The 21,117-nt window shown below is 60.4% G+C and carries 20 protein-coding genes; 7 read left to right on the top strand and 13 right to left on the bottom strand.

All coding sequences use genetic code 11. The features are described from left to right. Window positions 1-18: 18 nt before the first annotated feature. Together AABM52_RS00415 and prlC are read right to left on the bottom strand one after the other, a co-directional pair. Complete coding sequence (locus AABM52_RS00415) at window positions 19-306, bottom strand: YheV family putative zinc ribbon protein (RefSeq protein WP_008018424.1); 288 nt, start codon at window positions 304-306, stop codon at window positions 19-21. Continuing rightward, window positions 303-2,354 (bottom strand): oligopeptidase A, encoded by a 2,052-nt coding sequence (gene prlC, locus AABM52_RS00410; RefSeq protein ID WP_347909913.1) that lies wholly within the window; start codon window positions 2,352-2,354, stop codon window positions 303-305. The genes AABM52_RS00415 and prlC overlap by 4 nt, the downstream gene beginning before the upstream one ends. An 88-nt stretch (window positions 2,355-2,442) precedes the next feature. On the opposite strand from prlC, the gene AABM52_RS00405 reads away from it, so the two are divergent. Further along, window positions 2,443-2,988, top strand: a complete 546-nt coding sequence (locus tag AABM52_RS00405; RefSeq protein ID WP_102702126.1) for a gamma carbonic anhydrase family protein — start codon at window positions 2,443-2,445, stop codon at window positions 2,986-2,988. Between the two features lie 26 nt (window positions 2,989-3,014). Next, on the top strand, window positions 3,015-3,665 hold the full coding sequence (locus tag AABM52_RS00400) for an HAD family hydrolase (RefSeq protein WP_347909912.1): 651 nt from the start codon (window positions 3,015-3,017) through the stop codon (window positions 3,663-3,665). 124 nt (window positions 3,666-3,789) lie between these two features. On the opposite strand, the gene AABM52_RS00395 is transcribed toward AABM52_RS00400, so the two are convergent. The 9 genes from AABM52_RS00395 to AABM52_RS00355 form a co-directional block, all read right to left on the bottom strand. After that, window positions 3,790-4,413, bottom strand: coding sequence for an ABC-type transport auxiliary lipoprotein family protein (locus tag AABM52_RS00395; RefSeq protein ID WP_347909911.1), 624 nt, complete (start codon window positions 4,411-4,413; stop codon window positions 3,790-3,792). Next, entirely contained in the window at window positions 4,410-5,348 is a 939-nt protein-coding gene (locus AABM52_RS00390) for an MlaD family protein (protein ID WP_347909910.1), read from the bottom strand. The genes AABM52_RS00395 and AABM52_RS00390 overlap by 4 nt, the downstream gene beginning before the upstream one ends. 1 nt (window position 5,349) lies before the next feature. Further along, window positions 5,350-6,153, bottom strand: a complete 804-nt coding sequence (locus AABM52_RS00385) for an ATP-binding cassette domain-containing protein (protein ID WP_347909909.1) — start codon at window positions 6,151-6,153, stop codon at window positions 5,350-5,352. Continuing rightward, window positions 6,150-7,298, bottom strand: a complete 1,149-nt coding sequence (locus AABM52_RS00380; RefSeq protein ID WP_347909908.1) for an ABC transporter permease — start codon at window positions 7,296-7,298, stop codon at window positions 6,150-6,152. Before AABM52_RS00380 ends, AABM52_RS00385 begins: the two co-directional genes overlap by 4 nt. A 53-nt stretch (window positions 7,299-7,351) precedes the next feature. Then, window positions 7,352-8,380, bottom strand: a complete 1,029-nt coding sequence (locus AABM52_RS00375; protein WP_347909907.1) for a DUF5924 family protein — start codon at window positions 8,378-8,380, stop codon at window positions 7,352-7,354. Between the two features lie 133 nt (window positions 8,381-8,513). Further along, on the bottom strand, window positions 8,514-9,890 hold the full coding sequence (locus tag AABM52_RS00370) for an insulinase family protein (RefSeq protein ID WP_347909906.1): 1,377 nt from the start codon (window positions 9,888-9,890) through the stop codon (window positions 8,514-8,516). Between the two features lie 55 nt (window positions 9,891-9,945). Next, a complete protein-coding gene (locus AABM52_RS00365) occupies window positions 9,946-11,604 on the bottom strand; it encodes a Na/Pi cotransporter family protein (protein WP_347909905.1) in 1,659 nt (552 codons plus the stop codon). A 281-nt stretch (window positions 11,605-11,885) separates the two neighbouring features. After that, the gene (locus tag AABM52_RS00360; protein WP_347909904.1) at window positions 11,886-12,653 is read right to left on the bottom strand and encodes a TerC family protein; all 768 of its coding nucleotides are present in this window, start codon (window positions 12,651-12,653) and stop codon (window positions 11,886-11,888) included. Between the two features lie 85 nt (window positions 12,654-12,738). Then, window positions 12,739-14,046 (bottom strand): CitMHS family transporter, encoded by a 1,308-nt coding sequence (locus tag AABM52_RS00355; RefSeq protein ID WP_347909903.1) that lies wholly within the window; start codon window positions 14,044-14,046, stop codon window positions 12,739-12,741. Between the two features lie 320 nt (window positions 14,047-14,366). Here AABM52_RS00355 and AABM52_RS00350 point away from each other — a divergent pair, with 320 nt between their 5' ends. Next, complete coding sequence (locus AABM52_RS00350) at window positions 14,367-14,768, top strand: GFA family protein (RefSeq protein ID WP_347909902.1); 402 nt, start codon at window positions 14,367-14,369, stop codon at window positions 14,766-14,768. On the opposite strand, the gene AABM52_RS00345 is transcribed toward AABM52_RS00350, so the two are convergent. After that, window positions 14,769-15,095: a DOPA 4,5-dioxygenase family protein gene (locus AABM52_RS00345; protein ID WP_347909901.1), complete on the bottom strand. Its 327-nt coding sequence runs from the start codon at window positions 15,093-15,095 to the stop codon at window positions 14,769-14,771. A gap of 86 nt (window positions 15,096-15,181) precedes the next feature. On the opposite strand from AABM52_RS00345, the gene AABM52_RS00340 reads away from it, so the two are divergent. Then, complete coding sequence (locus tag AABM52_RS00340; RefSeq protein WP_347909900.1) at window positions 15,182-15,844, top strand: NAD(P)H-binding protein; 663 nt, start codon at window positions 15,182-15,184, stop codon at window positions 15,842-15,844. Here AABM52_RS00340 and AABM52_RS00335 read toward each other — a convergent pair. Continuing rightward, window positions 15,841-16,791: a LysR family transcriptional regulator gene (locus AABM52_RS00335; protein WP_347909899.1), complete on the bottom strand. Its 951-nt coding sequence runs from the start codon at window positions 16,789-16,791 to the stop codon at window positions 15,841-15,843. The two genes, AABM52_RS00340 and AABM52_RS00335, sit on opposite strands and share 4 nt — an antisense overlap. Before the next feature lie 114 nt (window positions 16,792-16,905). Between AABM52_RS00335 and betC the strand changes: the two genes are divergently transcribed. The 3 genes from betC to AABM52_RS00320 all read left to right on the top strand — a co-directional run bounded on the left by betC (window position 16,906) and on the right by AABM52_RS00320 (window position 21,117). Next, window positions 16,906-18,420, top strand: coding sequence for a choline-sulfatase (betC, locus tag AABM52_RS00330; RefSeq protein ID WP_347909898.1), 1,515 nt, complete (start codon window positions 16,906-16,908; stop codon window positions 18,418-18,420). A gap of 16 nt (window positions 18,421-18,436) precedes the next feature. Continuing rightward, the gene (choX, locus tag AABM52_RS00325) at window positions 18,437-19,357 is read left to right on the top strand and encodes a choline ABC transporter substrate-binding protein (RefSeq protein ID WP_347909897.1); all 921 of its coding nucleotides are present in this window, start codon (window positions 18,437-18,439) and stop codon (window positions 19,355-19,357) included. A gap of 191 nt (window positions 19,358-19,548) precedes the next feature. Next, window positions 19,549-21,117, top strand: a complete 1,569-nt coding sequence (locus tag AABM52_RS00320; RefSeq protein ID WP_347909896.1) for a SulP family inorganic anion transporter — start codon at window positions 19,549-19,551, stop codon at window positions 21,115-21,117.

The following is a 21,117-nucleotide window of genomic DNA, read 5'->3' as shown; positions in this document are numbered from 1 at the left end:
AACGGGGGCCTTTTTCACTCAGTGTTGTTCGTCAGGCTTTTTCTTCAGTTTCGGATTCGGGAAGAACTGAACCGCCTGAACCTTGGTGTCGGCAGGTTTGAGTGCGCTGGTATTAACCCGCGTACCCAATTCCTTGGGCACCGACAGCCCTTGCTCATTGAGTGTGTCGGAGTAACCGCAGGCCACGCACTCTCGGTGCGGGACCTGGTCTTCATTCCACATCATCAACTTGTCCGGCTCGCTGCATGCCGGGCAGACCGCCCCGGCGATAAAGCGTTTTTTCGTAATCACAGGTCCCTCACTCATGCTGCCGCGTCCTCACTCAGGCCGCTGTGGCGCAAGAGTGCGTCAATTGATGGCTCACGACCACGGAAGTCGACGAACAGCACCATCGGCTCCTGGGAGCCGCCACGGGCCAGGATTGCTTCGCGGAACGCACGACCGGTGTCGGCGTTAAGCACGCCTTCCTCTTCGAACTTCGAAAACGCATCGGCGGACAGCACTTCAGCCCATTTGTAGCTGTAGTAACCCGCGGCGTAACCGCCAGCGAAGATGTGCGCAAAGCTGTTAGGGAAACGGTTGTAGGCCGGCGGACGCATCACCGAAACCTCGTCGCGCACGCCTTCGAGCACTTGCAGCACGCTGCGGCCGTCGCCGTGGGTGGCGTGCAGTTCAAAGTCGAACAGCGAGAACTCCAGTTGGCGAACCATCATCAGGCCGGACTGGAAGTTTTTCGCCGCGAGCATTTTCCCGAGCAAGTCCTGAGGCAGCGGCTCGCCGGATTCATAGTGACCGGAAATCAGCGCCAGGCCTTCCGGCTCCCAGCACCAGTTTTCCATGAACTGGCTCGGCAGCTCGACCGCATCCCAGGCCACGCCGTTGATGCCGGACACGCCAGCATGCTCGACGCGGGTGAGCAGGTGATGCAGGCCGTGACCGAACTCGTGGAACAGGGTGGTGACTTCGTCATGGGTCAGCAGCGCGGGCTTGCCGCTGTCGGCCGGGGTGAAGTTGCACACCAGGTTCGCCACCGGGCTTTGCAATACACCGCCTGCGGTGCGACGACGGTCGCGGGCGCCATCCATCCAGGCACCGCCACGCTTGTTGGCGCGGGCATAGAGGTCGAAGAAGAAGCGGCCGACGTGCTGGCCGTTTTCCTTGATTTCAAACAGGCGGACATCCGGGTGCCAGGTGTCGAAACCTTTCTGCTCGGCAATCTCGATGCCGTACAGGCGCTGGACGATGGCGAACAGGCCGCTGAGCACTTTGTCGATCGGGAAGTAGGCGCGCAGGGCTTCCTGGGCCACGCTGTAGCGTTGCTCACGGAGTTTTTCGCCGTAGAAACCGCTGTCCCAGCTTTGCAGGTCCGGGCAACCTTGCTCGGCCGCATAGGCCTTGAGCTGTTCCAGATCCAGGGTGGCGAACGGCTTGCTGCGCTTGGCCAGGTCGCGCAGGAAACTCAGCACCTGACCGCTGGACTCGGCCATTTTGGTCGCCAGGCTCAGCTCGGAGAAACTGCTGAAACCCAGCAGCTTGGCCAACTCCTGACGCAGGTCGAGGATTTCTTCCATGACCGGGCCATTGTCGTTCTGGCCGGCGTTCGGGCCCTGGTCCGACGCGCGGGTGCAGTAGGCGGCGTAGACTTCTTCACGCAGTGCGCGGTCCTGGGCGTAGGTCATCACCGCGTAATAGCTCGGGAATTCCAGGGTGATCAGCCAGCCGTCCAGATCCTTGGCCTGAGCTGCTGCGGCCATTTGCGCCTTGGCCGAGTCGGTCAGGCCGGCGAGGGCGGCTTCATCGGTGATGTGTTTGGTCCACGCCTGCGTGGCATCGAGCAACTGGTTGGAGAAACGGCTGCCCAGTTCGGACAGCTTGCTCTGCACTTCGGCGTAACGCTTCTGTTCGGCTTCCGGCAGGTCGATACCCGACAGACGGAAGTCACGCAGGGAGTGTTCCAGGATGGTTTTCTGCGCCACGTCGAAACCGGCGGCTTCCGGGCTGTTGGCCAGGGCTTCGAAAGCCTGGAACAGTTCGCGGTTCTGGCCCATTTCGGTGGAATAGGCGCTCAAGGCCGGCAGGCACGACTCGTAGGCTTCACGCAGTTCGGCGCTGTTGCACACGGCATTGAGGTGGCTGACCGGGCTCCAGGCGGCACCCAGGCGGTCGTTGAGTTCGTCCATCGCCAGTACCAGGCCAGCCCACGTTGGCTGTTTGACCTGGGTCTTGAGGATCTCGACGATAGCGGCACGGTTGTCAGCCAGGATCTGTTCAATGGCCGGTTGTACGTGTTCGGCGCGGATGGCGGAGAACGGCGGCAGGTCATAGGACTGCAAAAGAGGGTTGTTCACGCTCACGGTTGATACCTTGGCTGGAGAAACATGCAGCCATCTTAATTACAATCGACGTTCACCGCAGCTATCAGCAACAGAGAGAAACCCTATCGTGAACCTTCGCAAGTATCAGAACCACACGCCACGGCTGGGTAAGGGCGCTTTTGTCGACGGCTCGGCGGTGGTGATCGGCGACGTTGAAATTGGCGAAGACAGTTCGGTCTGGCCGCTGACCGTGATCCGTGGCGACATGCACCGCATCCGCATCGGCGCGCGCACCAGCGTGCAGGATGGCTGCGTGTTGCACATCACCCACGCCGGGCCGTTCAATCCCGACGGTTTTCCGCTGCTGATCGGCGATGACGTGACCATCGCCCACAAGGTCATGCTGCATGGTTGCTCGGTAGGTAGCCGGGTGTTGATCGGCATGGGCAGCATCGTCATGGACGGCGCGGTGGTCGACGATGATGTGATCATCGGTGCCGGCAGCCTGGTGCCGCCGGGCAAGCATCTGCAAAGCGGCTTCCTGTATGTAGGCAGCCCGGTAAAGCAGATCCGCCCGCTGACTGACAAGGAACGCGCGTTTTTCACCTACAGCGCGGCGAACTACGTGAAGCTCAAGGACCTGCATCTGGCCGAAGGCTACGACCAGCTTTGACTCGCTCCGCTTATTCAGGATTCGACATGCATTACCAAACCGTTTTGTTCGACCTCGATGGCACCCTCACCGACCCGCGCGAGGGCATCACCCGTTCGATCCAGTTCGCCCTGGGCAAACTGGGTATCGATGAGCCGGACCTGGCAAAACTCGAACACTTCATCGGCCCGCCGCTGTTGCAGGCGTTCATGCAGTTCTACGACTTCGATGAAGCCAGGGCCTGGGAGGCGGTGAATTTCTATCGCGAGCGCTTCAAGGTCACCGGTCTCTACGAAAACCGCGTGTTCGATGGTGTCACACCGCTGCTGGAAACCCTGGGCGGACAAGGGCGGCAGCTGTACATCGCCACCTCGAAACCCTGGGTGTTCGCCCGGGAAATCGCCCGGCATTTCGACTTTGCCAAACACTTCAAGGTGATTTACGGCAGCGAACTGGACGGCACCCGGACCAACAAGGTGGAGTTGATCGCTCACCTGATGGCCGAAGAAAACCTGGACCCGGCCAACACCTTGATGATCGGCGACCGCAAGCACGACCTGATCGGCGCGCGCAGCAATGGCCTGGACGCGGCGGCGGTGGGTTACGGGTTCGGCAGCCATGAAGAGTTGAGCGCCGAAGCGCCGGCGTATCACTTTGAAACGCTGGCTGAGTTGCATCAGGCTTTTTTGCAGAGCTGATAAGGCCGACACAAATCAACTGTGAGCGAGCTTGCTCGCGATGGCGGTGTGTCAGGCACATTGATTGTGAATGTGCCTCAGTCATCGCGAGCAAGCTCGCTCCCACAAGGGATTGCGCAGAATTTCAAGGCCTTGGTGGCGGCGCAAATTTCTGCCCTTGCTCAACCGCCCAGTTCACCACCTGCGCGGTCAGCTGATCGTTCGCCTGGCCGAACCCGACCACCACCGCCGGAACCTGCACATCGCTCAAAGGCTGGCGCACTTCAAAGCGGCGGCTGGCGAGGATGCGCTGGTCGTAACTGCGCACCAGCAATGCATCCAGGCGCACAACCGCGCTGGCATTCGTGCCCTGGTATTCAGTCTGGAACGCCTGCAGGCTACCGCCCAATTCAAGATCGGTCTGGAAAATGCTGTCATCGGTGCTCAGCAACGGCACCCGCCCGTCATGCTGGAAACCTTCCAGCAGGCGATTGCGCACCAGCACCGGCGCCGGGTCGCTCCAGCGTGAACCCTTGTAGTGGCTGATCACATCGCCCTGGGGAATCACTGCAATGTTCGGACTGTTCAACGCTTCGCTGGACTGGAGTTTGCTCAGGCGCAGCGACCAGCGCTGCGGCATGCCATGGCTGGCCGATGCGCTCTGGGCCGACGGCAATCGATAGACCTCGAAGGGCTCTGGCTTGGGCAGGATCGAGCACGAACTGATCAGCGTGAAGCCAGCGAGGAGAGCGATCCGAATCAGCTTCATGGTGTGAATTCCTTGGTCTTGTCACCGCCCAGCAGGTAACCACTGGGGTTGGCCTCCAGGCGTTTGGTAATGGCACGCAGCGAGGACAGGGTTTCGCGCATCTCGTGCACGGCCGGGCCCAGGCCATTGAGCCCCTGCATGCCGCTGTTGAGCGAATCCTCATTGGCGGTGATCAGTCTGTTGAGGGTGGCGCTGCTTTCCTGCAGCGACTTCATCGCCAGCTCGGCGCTGCCCAGCGCCTCTTTGCCATGATCATTGAGCAGCCCGTTGGCATTGCGCATCAGCGCCGTGGTCTGCTCCAGCATGGTGTTGGCCTGCTTGCCGACCGAGGCCAGTTGCTGCATGGCCTGGCGGATATCGCCGCGCTGTTCGGCAATGGTCCCGGTGGTTTGCTCCAAGTGCTCCAGGGTATTGCTGATGCGCTCGATGTTTTCCGTGGAAAACATCAAGTTGACGTTATGCATCAGCGTGTTCACGCCGGACATTAAATCGTTGCTGTCATTGAGCAGGCGGGCGATGGGCGAGGGCAAGGCGATAATGGTCGGCAGGTTGCCATCCTTGCCCTTGAGCGTCGGGCTCTGTGGCGTGCCGCCGCTGAGCTGGATGATCGAAGTCCCGGTGACCCCGGTCAGGGCCAGCTTGGCATTGGTGTCCTCCTTGACCGGGGTATCGCCGGCCAGGCGAATTCGCGCCAGCACCCGGCGCGGGTCTTTCGGGTCCAGGCGCAGCGAGATCACGTCGCCAACCTTGATCCCGCTGTACTGCACCGAACTGCCCTTGGACAAACCGCTGACCGCCTCGTTGAACACGACTTCGTAGTCCTTGAACTCGGTGTCGACACTGGACTTGGCCAGCCACAGACCGAACAGCAGCGCGGCCGTCACCACAATCACGGTGAACAGGCCGATCAATACATGATGGGCTCGGGTTTCCATGTCAGACCTCTTTGAGCTGTTGGGCGGCCGTCAATGCCGCGCGGCCTCGAGGGCCATGGAAGTATTCGTGAATCCACGCATCGTTGGTTTCCGACACCTTGTCGATGGCGTCCGCCACCAGCACTTTTTTCTGCGCCAGCACCGCCACCCGGTCGGTGATGGTGTAGAGCGTGTCGAGGTCGTGGGTCACCAGAAAGACACTCAGGCCCAGGGCATCGCGCAGGGTCAGGATCAATTGGTCGAACGCGGCGGCACCGATCGGGTCGAGACCAGCGGTGGGCTCGTCGAGAAACAGTATGTCCGGGTCCAGCGCCAACGCCCGGGCCAGCGCGGCCCGCTTGATCATGCCGCCGGACAGCGACGAGGGGTATTTCTCCGCCGCCGACAGCGGCAACCCGGCAAGGGCCATTTTCACCGCCGCCAGGTGCTCGGCGTCGTTACGGCTCAAGCCGGCGTGTTCGATCAGCGGCAGGGCGACGTTCTCGGTCACCGTCAGCGAAGAGAACAGCGCGCCTTTCTGGAACAGCACACCAAAGCGGCGTTCCACCAGCGAACGCTCATGCTCGGACAAGGTCGGCAGGTTTTTCCCGAAGACTTTCACCACGCCTTCACTGGGCTGGCGCAACCCGACAATGCTGCGCAGCAGCACCGATTTGCCGCTGCCGGAGCCGCCGACCACGGCGAGGATCTCGCCTTTGTACAAGTCCAGGTCGAGGTTCTCGTGCACGCTCTGGCGGCCAAAGCGGTTGCACAGCCCACGGACTTCAATTACCGCCTCGGAGGGCGCTCGGGGGACACGACTCACCAACCCATCTCCATGAAAAACATCGCGGCTATCGCATCCATCACGATCACTACGAAAATCGACTGCACCACGCTCGATGTGGTGTGGGCACCCACCGACTCAGCGCTGCCGCTGACCTTGAAGCCTTCGAGGCAACCAATCGCGGCAATGAGGAAGGCGAAGACCGGCGCTTTGACGATCCCCACCAGAAAGTGCTGAACGCCGATGTCCGTTTGCAGCAGCGACAGGAACATCGCCGGCGAGATATCCAGCGCCACCGCGCAGACCACGGCACCGCCGATAATCCCCGACACCATCGCCAGGAAGGTCAGCATCGGCAGGGCGATCAGCAACGCCAGGACCCGCGGCACCACCAGCAACTCCACGGGATCGAGGCCCAAGGTGCGGATGGCGTCGATTTCCTCGTTGGCCTTCATCGAACCGATTTGCGCCGTGAACGCACTGGCGGTGCGCCCGGCCATCAGGATCGCGGTCAGCAACACACCGAACTCGCGCAGGAAGGCAAACCCCACCAGGTCCACGGTGAAAACGGTGGCGCCGAAAGTGGCCAGCACCGTCGACCCGAGAAACGCCACCACGGCGCCCACCAGAAAAGTCAGCAACGCAACGATGGGGGCGGCGTCGAGACCGGTCTGTTCGATATGGGCGATCATCGGCGTGACGCGCCAGCGCTTGGGACGAAACAAACCGCGGACGATGGTTTCGATGATCAGACCGACAAAACCCAGCAGCTGCAGGGTGTCCTGCCAGACGGTGTCCACCGCGCGGCCAATGCGGGTCAGTAACTGAATGGAAACGCTGACTTCCGGTTCCTTGATCGGTACGCAGAAATCGGTCAACGAGCAGTAGACGGTTTGCAGCAACGCCCGATCGGCGGCGGAGAGCGTGCAATCAGGATGTTCGGCGGAACGGCCGAGGCGCTCGGAGCCGAGCAGCTCGACCAACAGCGAGGCGCCGGCGGTGTCGAGGGCGCCGAGACCATTGAGGTCGATAGGGGTGTTGGCGTCGTACTGGCCGTGGAGCTTTTCGCTCAACAGCTTGAGGTCTGCGTAATGGGCAAGCGTCCAGTCGCCCGTCACCCGCAACCGCGCAGGGGTAATCGACGTGTCCAATCGGGCGTTGCCGGCCATCGTGCTGCTGATCATAAGCTCCGTGCTTGTTCAGTGATTACGCAGCCTACGTAATAGCACGAACCGGACTACTTTTCTTTGATCGCTGTGCTGTCCGTGACTTCGAAACGCAGCACGCCGATGACCTGGCCATCTTCGGTCAGCACCCGAACCTGCCATTTGCCGGCCGGATTGCCCGGGAAGTTCTGCTTGTGGGTCCAGGCCCGGTAACCTTCTTTGCGCCCGCCACGAATATCCAGGGGGATGCGGTCGACCTCTTTACCGTTGAACTGCCAGACGTGATAAATCCGTTCGTCCAGGCCACGTGGAGCGTTGATCGCGGTGTACGCGTAAAGCCCGCCATTGCGAATCTGCTCGGCGCTGACTTCGTCGAGGCTGGCACCCGGCGTGCGGTCTTGCATCTGCGTGCTGATGGCCACATCGGTCATCCACAGCGTCGCCGGCGGCACCCAAGAGCGCAGCGCCCAGCCAACGGCGCCGATGCCCAGGGTGATACTCAAGATCGCCAGCGCACTGCGCAGGGTACGTATCGGGAAGATCGACGCCAGGCTCGGGAACGACAACAGCACCGAGATACCCAGTGCCCATTTGAAACTTTGCGCGGTGGTCAGGTGCATGATCACCGGCAGCGCGGTGAGCAGCGCGGCGAACAGGGTCAGGGTGTGCAGGGCCAGAAACGCCCAGCGTCGGGGAGCCAGCCACTTGTAGTAAAGCGGGTCGATGATCGAAATCAGCGCCGCGACGCCCAGCAGCCCGGTGAAAACCAGCTGGCCGCTGTTCCACGTCGTGGTGATGAAAAAGAACGGCAGGACAAAGAACAGGCTTTCCTGATGGATCATCTGCGTTGCGTAACGCAGCAACGGCTCCGGGATTTCTCGCTTGAAGATGCGCGTGAACAGCTTGGTCAGGCTGTTTTCCAGCATCAGCCAGATCCAGCTGATCAGCATGATGGTGGTGATCCAGCTCGCCAGGCCTTGTTGGCGATCGACCAGAATGAAACTGCCCACCCCGGAGATGAAACCACAGAGCGCAATGACCCCAGGGTAGCGCTTCATCAATTCGAGGATGCGCTGTACGAAAAGGGTCAGGTTTTGCATTCGGCGGTTTCACAGTCGTCGTAGGAAAAAACCTCGACAGGGTACCGCTGGTGCGGCGCTGTGGCGAGGGTTCGCGGTCAGTAACACCACAGGGAACCGGCAAGGCCTCTCAGTCCGTTGTCACATGGAATGGTTACTTCTTGCGATGCAAACGCCAGCCCACCAGCATCAACACGATCAAGCCCGCTCCCCCGACCACCAGCCACATCAACTGGTCATAGCTGAACAACGCCTTCTCGATCCGCAAATACCCCGGTTGCAGGAGCAATTCACGCACGGCCTTGTTCGCTTCTTCCAGGGTCACCCCTTGCAGCTCCCGGGTCGGGTTGGTGAAACGACCGTCCTCGTAGTCGCCGATGGCGCTCCAGTAGTAGTCGGCCAACGCGCTGTTGCCTTGTACGGCCCAGGCCTGGCGGGCAATTGCGGCCTGCTTGAGGCGGTTGAAGGTATCGGCATTGAGGCCGTCCTTGAGCAGTCCGGCCTTCAGGTCCTCAAGTACTTGTTCGGCATCGGCCACGTCGTCGCGTTCAAGGTCGGCATTGAGGCTCATGAAACCTACGCCGCCGAACACCTCGCGTTCCGCCCACGGGCCGTAGGACAAACCGTGAGCCAGGCGTAACTGGCGATAGAGCGCCCAATCCAGATAGTCCTTGAGCAAATCGAAGGTTTCGTCGTGCCCATCCTCCAGGACCGGCTCCGGTACCAGCCAGTGCAACTTGGCGCCGTTGCCGACCAGACCGTGGGTCAAGGTGCGCTCATGGGCGGCGCTGGCCTGGATTTGCGGCAGCGGCGGATGCTCGCCAGGGGTGATCGCTTCCAGTGCGCCATACGCCCGCTCCAGATAGGCCGGCAGCAACTTGTCGAGGTCTCCGACCACGATCAAGGTCATATTGTTCGGCGCATACCAGTCCTTGCGCACCTGCTCCAGTTGTTCACGGGTCAGGTCATCGACTTGCGCACGCTCCGGGCATTTGAGACCCAGTTCCACGGCCAGTTGGTTGCTGGCCGTGTGGCCGAGGTCCTGACGATCAAGCCAGCGTTGCAGGTGCGAATAGTGGCCGCCGTCTTCACGCTCGACCACTTGCTTGGCCGCGTTGATGGCGTTGTCGTCGAAACGGGTCTGGGTCAGCAACGCCAGCAGCAGGTCGAGCACCTTGCGCTGGTTTTTCGCCGGGGCTTCGATGACGAAAGTCGTATCGGCGTTACTAGTGAACGCGTTCCACTCACCGCCCAGAGCCTGCATGCGTTCTTCCAGGCCGCCTTCGCCACTGGCGTCGATACCGCTGAACAACAGGTGTTCCAGCAGATGCGGCAGCTCCTTTTCTTCGCACTTGAAATCGTCCAGACCAACGCCGACCACCAGCCGGATCGCCACGTGCCCGCGGTCAGTGACAGGCTTGAGCAGTAACTGCAAACCGTTGCGCAGGGTATAGCCCTCGACCTGGAAGCGATCCAGGGCGAATGACGGGAATGAACCAAGCAACAGGCAGACGAACAACAGACAACGCATAACGGCTTCCGTACGGCTAGCGTAAGTTCAACAGACTTCAGGCAACTGTGGACGTTCAGGGTGAATGAGTGATGTCGCTCAAATCATCGACCACCAACGCACCTGTGTCCGATGTTTCCAGCACCACGTAGGCACTGCTGCAAAACAGCGAATTGAGACGCTTCATGTCGGCGATCAGCTCCAGGTGCAACGAACTGGTTTCGATACTTTGCACGATTTTAAGTTGCAAGCGGCTGACATGAGCGTGGGCCAGGCGCCGTTCCTGTGCGCGGAAACGACGTTTTTCACGCACCAATTGACGGGCACTTTCCGGGTCGCCGCTGAGAAACACCGACATCCCGAGCCGCAGGTTGGAGATCAACTGGGTTTGCAGCCCGGTCAATTCGTCCAGCCCGACTTCGGAAAACGACCGGCGCTGTGAGGTTTTCTGCTGCTGGACCTTGCGCAACATGCGTTCGATCAAGTCGCTGGCCAGTTTCAGGTTGATCGCCAGTTCGATGATTTCCGCCCAGCGCCGGCTGTCCTGATCACTGAGATCTTCCCGGGGCATTTGCGCCAGATACAACTTGATCGCACTGTAGAGCGCTTCGACATCGTCGGTGAGGCGGCGCATTTCCTGGGTGACGGCGGTTTGCTTGCCGTGCAACACGTCGAGCATGGCTTCGAGCATGTTGTCGATCAGGTCGCCCATGCGCAGGGTTTCCCGGGCCGAGTTGGCCAGCGCCAAACCGGGGGTGACCAACGCCGTGGGGTCAAGGTGCCGGGGCTTGGCCGTACCGTTTGCCAGCGGACGCTCCGGCAGCACCCAGGCACAAAACCTGGCCATCGGCCCGACGCTGGGCAGCAGGATCAGGCAACGCGCGGTGTTGTAGAGCAGGTGAAAGCCAATGACCATTTCCTGAGGGCTGAAATCCAGGCCGTCGAGCCAGTGCACCAGCGGATCGAGCACCGGAATGATCAATAAAAGACCAATCAGTTTGTACAGCAGGCTGCCCAGCGCCACTTGGCGCCCGGCGGCGTTCTGCATGCTGGTGCTGAGGAAGGCGAGGATGCCGCTGCCGATATTGGCGCCGATCACCAGCCCGATGGCCACCGGCAGGCTGATCACGTTGGCGCCCGCCAGGGTCGCGGTGAGCAATACAGCGGCCAGGCTGGAATAGGACACCATCGCGAACAGCGCACCGACCAGGGCGTCGAGCAGGAGGTCGCCGGTGAGCGAGGCGAAAATCACCTTCACCCCTTTGGCATGGGTAATCGGGTGCGCGGCTTCGACAATCAGTTGCAGCGCCAGAATGATCAACCCCAAGCCAATGGCGACACGGCCCATCTGCCCGAGTCGGGTCTGCTTGCGCGACAGAAAGAAAATCACTCCGGCAAAAATCAGCAGGGGCGACAGCCACGACAGATCGAACGTCAGCACCCGCGCCATCAGGGCCGTACCGACATCGGCACCGAGCATGGTGATCAACGCCGGTGTAAGCGCCATCAGGCCCTGGCCGACAAAGGAAGTGACCAGCATGGCGGTGGCGTTGCTGCTCTGGACCATCGCCGTCACGGCGATCCCGGAGCCGAAAGCCAGCCAGCGGTTGGACATGTTATGGCTAATGACATGGCGCAAGTTGGTGCCGTAGACCCGCAGGATGCCGGTTCGGACGATGTGCGTGCCCCAGATCAGCAGGGCCACGGCAGAAAGCAAATTGAGCAGGGTGAGCATAAAGACCCCCTGTGGTGTAGCGCCCCAAAGGAGCAAGTTGACGGTACCGCGCGACGTTCTACGTTCTGTACTTAAGCTGTAGTTGGCTAACGGTCTGCGCGCCAGCATCGCATAGCCAAAGAAGGGATTGAAACAAAACTGTCATGAGCGGACACCACAAAACAATGTGGGAGCGAGCTTGCTCGCGATGAGGCCATCAGGTTCAACATGGATGTTGATTGACAGACCGCTATCGCGAGCAAGCTCGCTCCCACAGGTTTTGCGTACTTACCGCTACCGGGTTACTGGCCCGGAATATCCTTGCGCAGCTTTACCGGATCCTGCTGTTTCTTCTTTTTCGCGATGGCAGTGCGCATCTTGATGTTGATCGCTTCCACCGCCAGCGAGAACGCCATGGCGAAGTAGACGTAACCTTTTGGCACGTGCACGTCCAGGGATTCGGCAATCAGCACCGTACCGACGATCAACAGGAAGGACAGCGCCAGCATTTTCAGCGATGGGTGCTTGTCGATGAACTCACTGATGGTGCCGGATGCCCACATCATCACCAGCACAGCCACGATGATCGCCGCGACCATGACCGGTACGTGGGAGACCATGCCGACCGCGGTGATTACCGAGTCCAGGGAGAACACGATGTCGATGATCGCGATCTGGACGATGGTGTAGAGGAAGTTGCCGCCTTTGCCCGAAGGTTCGTCGTTGCTTTCATCTTCACCTTCCAGCGCGTGGTACATCTCTTGCGAGCTTTTCCACAGCAGGAACAGACCACCGAAGAACAGGATCAGGTCGCGTCCGGAAATACCCTGGCCAAATACTACGAACAGGTCCGCCGTCAGGCGCATGACCCAGGTGATCGACAGCAGAAGCAGGATTCGCGTGACCATGGCCAGCGCCAGACCGAAAATCCGGGTGCGTGCCTGCATGTGTTTGGGCATGCGGCTGACCAGGATCGAAATCATGATGATGTTATCGATACCCAGGACGATTTCCAGGGCGGTCAGGGTGAAGAAGGCAACCCAGATTTCAGGGTTGGTCAGCCATTCCATGTGTATTCCTTTGAGCGATTGTTAAACCACAACGGGCCCGGGCTTCAAACAGCGAAGCCTGGACCCGAAGTGGTGAGTCTTGGGCTTATAGAGTGCTGAACACCGGGAAAGTCCCCAACAGCAGTGCAGCAATCAGTATGCAGATACAAACCAGCACTGCCCACTTCAGGGTGAAGCGCTGGTGGTCACCGAAATCGATGCCGGCCAGGGCCACCAACAGGTAGGTCGATGGAACCAGCGGGCTCAACAGGTGGACGGGCTGACCGACGATCGAGGCACGTGCCATTTCCACTGCGGTTATACCGTAATGGCTGGCGGCTTCGGCAAGAACCGGTAACACGCCGTAATAAAATGCATCGTTCGACATGAAGAAAGTGAACGGCATGCTTACCAGTGCCGTGATCACCGCCAGGTAGGGGCCGAGGAAGTCAGGAATCACCGCCAACAGGCTTTTCGACATGGCGTCGACCATCCCGGTGCCGGTCAGGATACCGGTGAAGATACCGGCCGCAAAGATCAACCCGACCACCGCCAGCACGCTACCGGCGTGGGCCGCGACGCGATCCTTCTGCTGTTGCAGGCAAGGATAGTTGACGATCATGGCGATACTGAACGCCACCATGAACAGCACCGGCAAAGGCAGCAGGCCGGCGATCAGGGTGCCCATCAGGGCCAGGGTCAGGGCGCCGTTGAACCAGATCAGCTTCGGACGACGGGCATCCGGGAACTGCGAAACGCTGATTTCGCTGTGGTCGATTTCATCGCCCACCAGGTGCAGTTCACCCAGGCGAGCACGTTCACGCTTGCCGTAGAAGTAGGCGATGACCAGGATCGCCACCACACCGGCCAGCATCGCAGGAATCATCGGTACGAAGATGTCGGACGGGTCCACATGCAACGCACTGGCCGCGCGAGCGGTCGGGCCACCCCATGGGGTCATGTTCATCACGCCACCGGCGAGGATGATCAGGCCGGCCATGATCCGCGGGCTCATGCCGATACGGCTGTAGAGCGGCAGCATGGCGGCCACGCAGATCATATAAGTGGTCGCGCCGTCTCCATCGAGGGAGACAACGAGCGCCAGAACGGCGGTGCCGACCGAAACCTTCAGCGGGTCGCCCTTGACCAGTTTGAGGATCTTGCGCACGGCCGGGTCGAACAGGCCGGAGTCGATCATCAGGGCGAAGTACAAAATAGCGAACATCAGCATCACGCCGGTCGGCGCAAGCTTGGTGATGCCCTCGAGCATCATCGGGCCGATCTTCGGCGAAAAACCGCCGAACAGGGCAAAGATGATTGGAATGATGATCAGGGCGATCAGCGCGGACAGGCGCTTGGTCATGATCAGGAACATGAACGTGATGACCATGGCGAAGCCAAGGAAAGTCAGCATGGGAATACTCCAGGCGTAGCGCGGCTAGGGAATGGGCGGATCGGGCAGGATCAGCGCAGAACGGGAGGCACGAGACGTACGGGTGGAGTTGCAGCGAAGCGGCGGATAGAAGAGGACATCAGAATCACCATTGTTGTTGTTAAATGGGCTGTGCGAGCGATAAAACGCTGGCATTGGCCAACCGGTCTGTTGCCGGTAGTGGGGGCGATCCTAATCGGGGAAGCTTTCAGCCAGCTTTCGCCAATGAAAGCAAGGACCGGATGTGCAACCGATCGTCGGATTGGATTTCAAGTCATTGAACACAGGGCGGGAGGTTGAACATGGGCGAACTTCACACCGGCGGCTGCCATTGCGGGCAACTGCGCTATCAATTCAGCGGGCCGCTGCACGATATCGCCCACTGCCATTGTTCGATTTGCCGACGGGTCAGCGGCGGCACCGTGACCACCTGGATCACCGTGCCGGCATCAGCCTTTCAATGGCTGGCCGGGACGCCGTCGCGGTACGATTCTTCATCCACCTGCGTGCGATATTTCTGCGGCCACTGTGGGGCGCAACTGGCGCTGGTGACGCACCTGAGCCCGGAAAGCATCGACCTGACCATTGCCACCCTCGACCATCCCGAGCAAGCACCGGCCGAGCGGCACATCTGGACTGACAGCCGCTTGCCGTGGCTGCATCTGGACGAACACTTGCCCGGTGAGGCTGAAGAAGCACTCTGATCAAAAAACAGTCAGGTCCAACGGACGAATAGCACCCATCCAGATCGCATGCTCGGTGTGGTCAAGCAGATCGTCGCCGGTGTCCGGGTGCAGAAACACCACCAGACCCTTGCGGTTCAGCGCCAGCCACGGCAGCACGTCGCCCAGCACCTGCGGCTCGAACGCCAACTGGCAGCTCCAGTCCGGGTGCGGACCGACCGGCCTCTCGTGCACGCGGCCTATTTTCAGTGGAAACAATTGCGCTGCCTGCTCACACAAGGCCCGCGCCTGCCCGATCGTGCCGGCATCGAAATAAACGTGGGCGTGGTAACCCGTGATCTGCTGCATCTGAACCCCTCTGAAAACTGTTCGAACCCTCGCTGATTCCTGCGGGTCAAACATCATATAGCCGCTGGAAAACAGGAAGCCCAGCCATGAAAAATGCCGAAACCCCCGTCGTGAAAGTGGTGCTTTATGGTGCCATGAGTAGCCTGGGCAGTGCGCTGATGGCTGAAATGCTGCGGCGCCAGCATGAAGTCATCGCGATTCTCGATGACCTCAATGCGCTGGCACCCCGTCCGGGGCTGCGCACCAAGACTGGCGACCTGCTCGACGCGCAACGGGTCAAACAGAGTGTGGCCGGCAGCTCCGTGGTCATCTGTTTGCTGGACGCTCCAGGCTTACCGTTCAACAGCGAACACGTGGAAAAAAACATCGTGCCGGGCCCGGTCGAGCAGGTGCTGGCAGTGGATGCGCTAATCGATGGCATGCAGGCAGCAAACATCACCCGGTTGTTTCTGGTGGGTGATTTCGACGTGCTGGACGATCCGGAATCCGAGGACAGCTTGCAGCGTCACGCCGCCGAGGAAATCCGCGAGGCACTGCAGAGCAGTCCATTGAAGTGGACGCTGGTTAACGAGCCGCGCGGTGTACCTGGGCTGACCATCGAACATTTTGCCCAAATCGGTGGCAACCTCGAGCCGCGGTTGGCCGAACCGCTGGAACGGCTGGCCCGCACCGCCGTGGGCATTGCCGATGAATTGCACTTGAACCTGCACATCCGAGAGCACGTCAACTTCATCGCCACCGACAGCTAAACCGCAATGGACGGCAGCGTCAGGCCGTTGAGCGATTGCGCACTGCTCGCCTGTTCAGCCATCAACCAATCCACAAACTGCTGGATCAATGCTCCGCGTCGTTTGCGCTGGGGCAGGACCACGTAGTAACCCAGCCTCGACATCACCGTTTCGCCAATCGGACGACACAACAACCCTTGCGCCAGCAAGTTATCCACAAGGTGGCGCCAGCCAATGGCTACGCCTTGGCCGCCAATCGCCGCCTGAATCAGCAGGGTGTAGTTGTCGAAGCGCAACTGCCCGGGCGCCGGGGGCGAAGTGATACCCAGCTCGCGGAACACACCACTCCAGTCGAACCAGTTACTGCTGTGTTCGCCGCGCAGGTGCAGCAACGGAAACTCCAGCAATGCCTGGGCCGGCAAGGGCAGGGTACGTTCGCTCAACAACTGCGGGCTGCACACCGGAAACACTTCCTCGCTGAACAGCCAGTGGCTCTCACCCTGCTTGAAGCGGCCATCGCCGAACAGCACCGCCACATCGATATCGGTACGTAGCATGTTATGGCTGCGTTCACTGGTGACCAGGCTGACATCCACCTGCGGATTAGCCGCGTGAAAGCGGTGCAGGCGCGGCATCAGCCAATAGGCGGCGAAGGCAAAATCCGTGGCCACCTGCAGCACTTCATGCTGTTGCTGTGCGCTGATTGCGCTCAATCCTGCGTCTATATTCTGTAAACCGAGCTGAACCTGCTCGAAAAGGATCTGCCCGGCCTCAGTCAGTTCGATTCCACGATAAATGCGGTCGAACAGACGTGTTGCCAGTTGTTCTTCCAGGCGTTTGATTTGCTGACTGATGGCCGGTTGCGTGGTGCCCAGTTCAACCGCCGCCGCGGTGAAGCTGCGCTGACGGGCCGCCGCTTCGAAGGCGCGAAGCAGATCCAGTGACAGGTCACCAAGGGCGTCATACATAAGCTGTGCTTATCCTAGTCATTGCCGTGCATGGGCTTTACCGCAAGGTGCGAGGGTTTCATTCTCGAAGCCAGCACTCTCGCATAAACATCCACTATGGAATGCCGCGATCACATGAAGCGCAAGAACATTCTTTTCATCATGGCCGATCAAATGGCCGCGCCAATGTTGCCGTTCTACGGCCCATCGCCCATCAAACTGCCTCATCTGAGCCGCCTCGCCGCACAAGGCGTGGTGTTCGACTCGGCTTATTGCAACAGCCCATTGTGCGCGCCGTCGCGTTTCACCCTGGTCAGCGGCCAGTTGCCGAGCAAGATCGGCGCCTACGACAACGCCGCCGATTTCCCCGCCGACGTACCGACCTACGCCCACTACCTGCGCCGCCTCGGCTACCGCACCGCTCTGTCGGGCAAGATGCATTTCTGTGGCCCGGACCAGTTGCATGGCTACGAAGAACGCCTGACCAGTGACATCTACCCGGCTGACTACGGCTGGGCGGTGAACTGGGATGAACCGGACGTGCGCCCGACCTGGTATCACAACATGTCGTCAGTGCTGCAAGCCGGCCCGTGCGTGCGCACCAATCAGCTGGATTTCGACGAAGAGGTGGTGTTCAAGGCCCAGCAGTACCTGTTCGACCATATCCGCGAGGATGGCGACCAGCCTTTCTGCCTGACCGTTTCCATGACTCACCCACACGATCCGTACACGATTCCCAAGGCTTTCTGGGATTTGTACGACGATGCCGACATTCCGCTGCCTACAACCCCGGACCCGCATGGTCTCGATCCGCACTCGCAACGCCTGCTCAAGGTCTACGACCTGTGGGACAAGCCACTGCCTGTGGATAAGATCCGCGATGCCCGCCGCGCCTATTTCGGCGCGTGCAGCTATATCGACAGCAACGTCGGCAAACTCCTGCAAACCCTCGAGGATACCGGGCTGATCGATGACACCATCATCGTGTTCTCCGGTGACCACGGCGACATGCTCGGCGAGCGTGGCCTCTGGTACAAAATGCACTGGTACGAAATGGCTGCACGGGTGCCGCTGCTGATCAGCGCACCAGGGCAGTTCGGCGCCGGCCGGGTCAGCGCCAGTGTTTCCACGGCGGACCTGTTGCCGACCTTCGTCGAACTGGCCGGCGGCTCGCTGGAACCGGGTTTGCCGCTGGACGGACGCTCGCTGGTCCCGCACCTGCAAGGGCAGGGCGGTCACGACGAGGTGTTCGGCGAATACATGGCCGAAGGCACCATCAGTCCGTTAATGATGATCCGCCGAGGTGCCTACAAATTCATCTACAGCGAAGACGACCCTTGCCTGCTCTTCGACGTACAGAATGACCCTCGCGAACTGGAAGAACTCAGTCATTCGCCGCAACATCGCCAGCTTTTCGACGATTTTCTCGCCGAGGCACGGGCCAAATGGAACATTCCGGCGATTCACCAGCAGGTGCTCGCCAGCCAGCGGCGCCGACGCTTCGTGACCGAGGCGCTGACCCTCGGCAAGCTGAAGAGCTGGGATCACCAGCCGCTGGTCGACGCCAGTCAGCAGTACATGCGCAACCACATCGACCTCGACGATCTGGAGCGTAAAGCGCGTTATCCACAACCCTGCCAAAACCAATAATGTTAAGGGGAAGTCCATGCAAAGGTTATCCACAGTACTGACGGTCGGGCTGCTGGCTCTGGGCAGTGCATCGGCATTTGCCGATCAGAGTTGCGAGACCGTGAAAATGGCCGACCCGGGCTGGAGCGACATTGCCGCGACCAATGCCATCACCGGGTTTCTGCTGGACGGCATGGGCTACAAGGCCAAGGTCGACACCCTCGCGGTGCCGATCACCTTTGGCGGACTCAAGGATGGCCAGGTCGATGTGTTCCTGGGTAACTGGATGCCGGCGCAGCAGGGCTTTTACGACAAGTTCGTCGCCAACGGCGATGTCACGCAATTGGCGAAGAACCTCGACGGCACCGAATTCACGCTCGCCGTTCCGGACTACGTGTGGGACGCGGGTGTGCATAACTTTGCCGACCTGAACAAATACGCCGACAAGTTCGACCGCAAGATCTACGGCATCGGCTCCGGCGCGCCGGCGAATATCTCGCTGCAAGAGATCATCAAGAAAAACGATTTCGACATGGGTCAGTGGAAACTGGTCGAATCCAGCGAGCAGGCGATGTTGGCGGAAGTGTCCCGCGCGGTGAAAAAACAGAAATTCATGACCTTCCTCGGCTGGACCCCGCACCCGATGAACGTGCAACTGAAAATGCACTATCTGAAGGGTGGCGAGAAATACTTCGGTGACACCGGCAGCGTGCACACCCTGACCCGCAAAGGTTATGCACAGGCCTGCCCGAACGTCGGCAAACTGCTGACCAACCTGAACTTCACCCAGGACATGGAGAACAGCATCATGGCCGAGGTGGTGAACAAGAAAGTCAGCAATGCCGACGCGGCCAAGGCGTGGATCAAGGCCAACCCGGCGGTGCTGGACAAGTGGCTCGATGGAGTGAAGACCGTGGATGGGCAGGATGCGTTGCCGGCGGTCAAAGCCAAACTCTGATGATTACCTGTGGCGAGGGAGCTTGCTCCCGCTCGGCTGCGCAGCAGACGCAATCCGGTTACCTCGATGAGTCAGACACATCGTGATTGCCCTTTTGGGACCGCCACGCGGTCCAGCGGGAGCAAGCTCCCTCGCCACAATGATCACCTTGTCCTGCTACCCTTGCGCAAAATCCCCAACCGAGAGGCCCCATGGCCCTGCCAAGCCGCCATTCACTCTTCCCATTCCTCACCTGGCTACCCCGGCAAACTCGCGCCAGTGTCGGTCGCGACCTGATCGTAGGCCTCAGCGGCGCGATTCTCGCGTTGCCGCAATCCATTGCCTATGCACTGATTGCCGGCCTGCCGCCGGAATACGGCCTGTACGCGGCAATCATCCCGGTATTGATCGCCTGTCTCTGGGGCTCGTCGTGGCATTTGATCTGCGGTCCTACGGCGGCTATCTCCATTGTCCTGTACGCCAGCGTCAGTCCTCTGGCCGTTCCAGCGTCGCAGGACTACGTCATGTTGATCCTGTTGCTGACGTTTCTGGCCGGCCTCTTTCAGTGGTTGCTGGGATTGTTGCGGTTTGGCGCGCTGGTGAATTTCGTCTCGCACTCGGTGGTGCTCGGCTTCACCCTGGGTGCCGCCGTGGTGATTGCCATCGGTCAATTGCCTAACCTGCTGGGGCTGGACTTGCCCAGCCAGGCCACCGCGCTGGACAGTTTCATCACCTTGTTGCGTCATTTCGGCGAAATGGACAAACCTTCGCTGGCGCTGGGGCTGGCGACGGTGGTGGTGGGTGTGATCCTCAAGCTGCTGCTGCCACGCTGGCCGACGCTCTTGATCACCCTGATTCTCGGCGGTTTGCTGGTTTGGCTCTGGCCATCAATGTTCGGCCATGTGCAACTGGTCAGCGCCTTCACCGGCAAACTGCCGCCCTTCAGTCCGTTGCCGCTGGACCTCGATCTGATCCTGCGCCTGCTGCCCAGCGCGGTGGCGGTCGGTATGCTCGGACTGGTCACCAGCCTGTCGATTGCCCGCTCGATCTCCGCACGTTCGCAGCAATTACTCGACGCGAATCAGGAAGTTCGTGCCCAAGGCCTGTCGAATATCGTCGGTGCGTTTTTTTCCGGATCGCTGTCAGCCGGTTCCTTCACTCGCTCAGGCCTGAGCTATGAAGCGGGGGCCTGTTCGCCGCTGGCCGGGATTTTTTCGGCACTGTGGGTGGCGCTGTTTGCGATCTTCGGTGCGAGCCTGATCGCACACATCCCGATTCCGGCCATGGCCGGCAGCATTCTGTTGATCGCCTGGGGACTGGTGGACCATCGCGGCATTCGCGCATTGTTGCGGGTCAGCCGCGCCGAGTTCGTGGTCATGGCGCTGACCTGCGTCGCCACCCTGCTGCTGGAATTGCAGACGGCGATCTACGCCGGTGTGTTGGCCTCGCTTTTTTTCTACCTCAAACGCACATCGCAACCACGGGTGCAGCATGTGCGAGATGGCGAGGAAGACATTCTGCGGGTAGGGGGCTCGATCTTTTTCGGCGCCAGCCATTACCTGCAAGTGCGCCTGCAACGCATGCACGGCGCGCGCGTGGTGATCGAGGCGCAACAGATCAACTTCATCGACTATTCCGGGGTGGAAATGCTGCATCAGGAAGCGCGGCGCCTGCTTCGCCAGGACCGCAGCCTGACCTTGCGCCGGGCCCGGCCGCAGGTGGTGGAAGAGCTGAGGAAGCTGGAAGGGGCGCAGAAGTGCCCGATCCGGTTTGAGGATTAA

The sequence above is a fragment of the Pseudomonas grandcourensis genome (genome assembly GCF_039909015.1).
GTDB classification, from domain to species: domain Bacteria; phylum Pseudomonadota; class Gammaproteobacteria; order Pseudomonadales; family Pseudomonadaceae; genus Aquipseudomonas; species Aquipseudomonas grandcourensis.
This window is presented reverse-complemented; position numbering and strand designations above follow the sequence as displayed.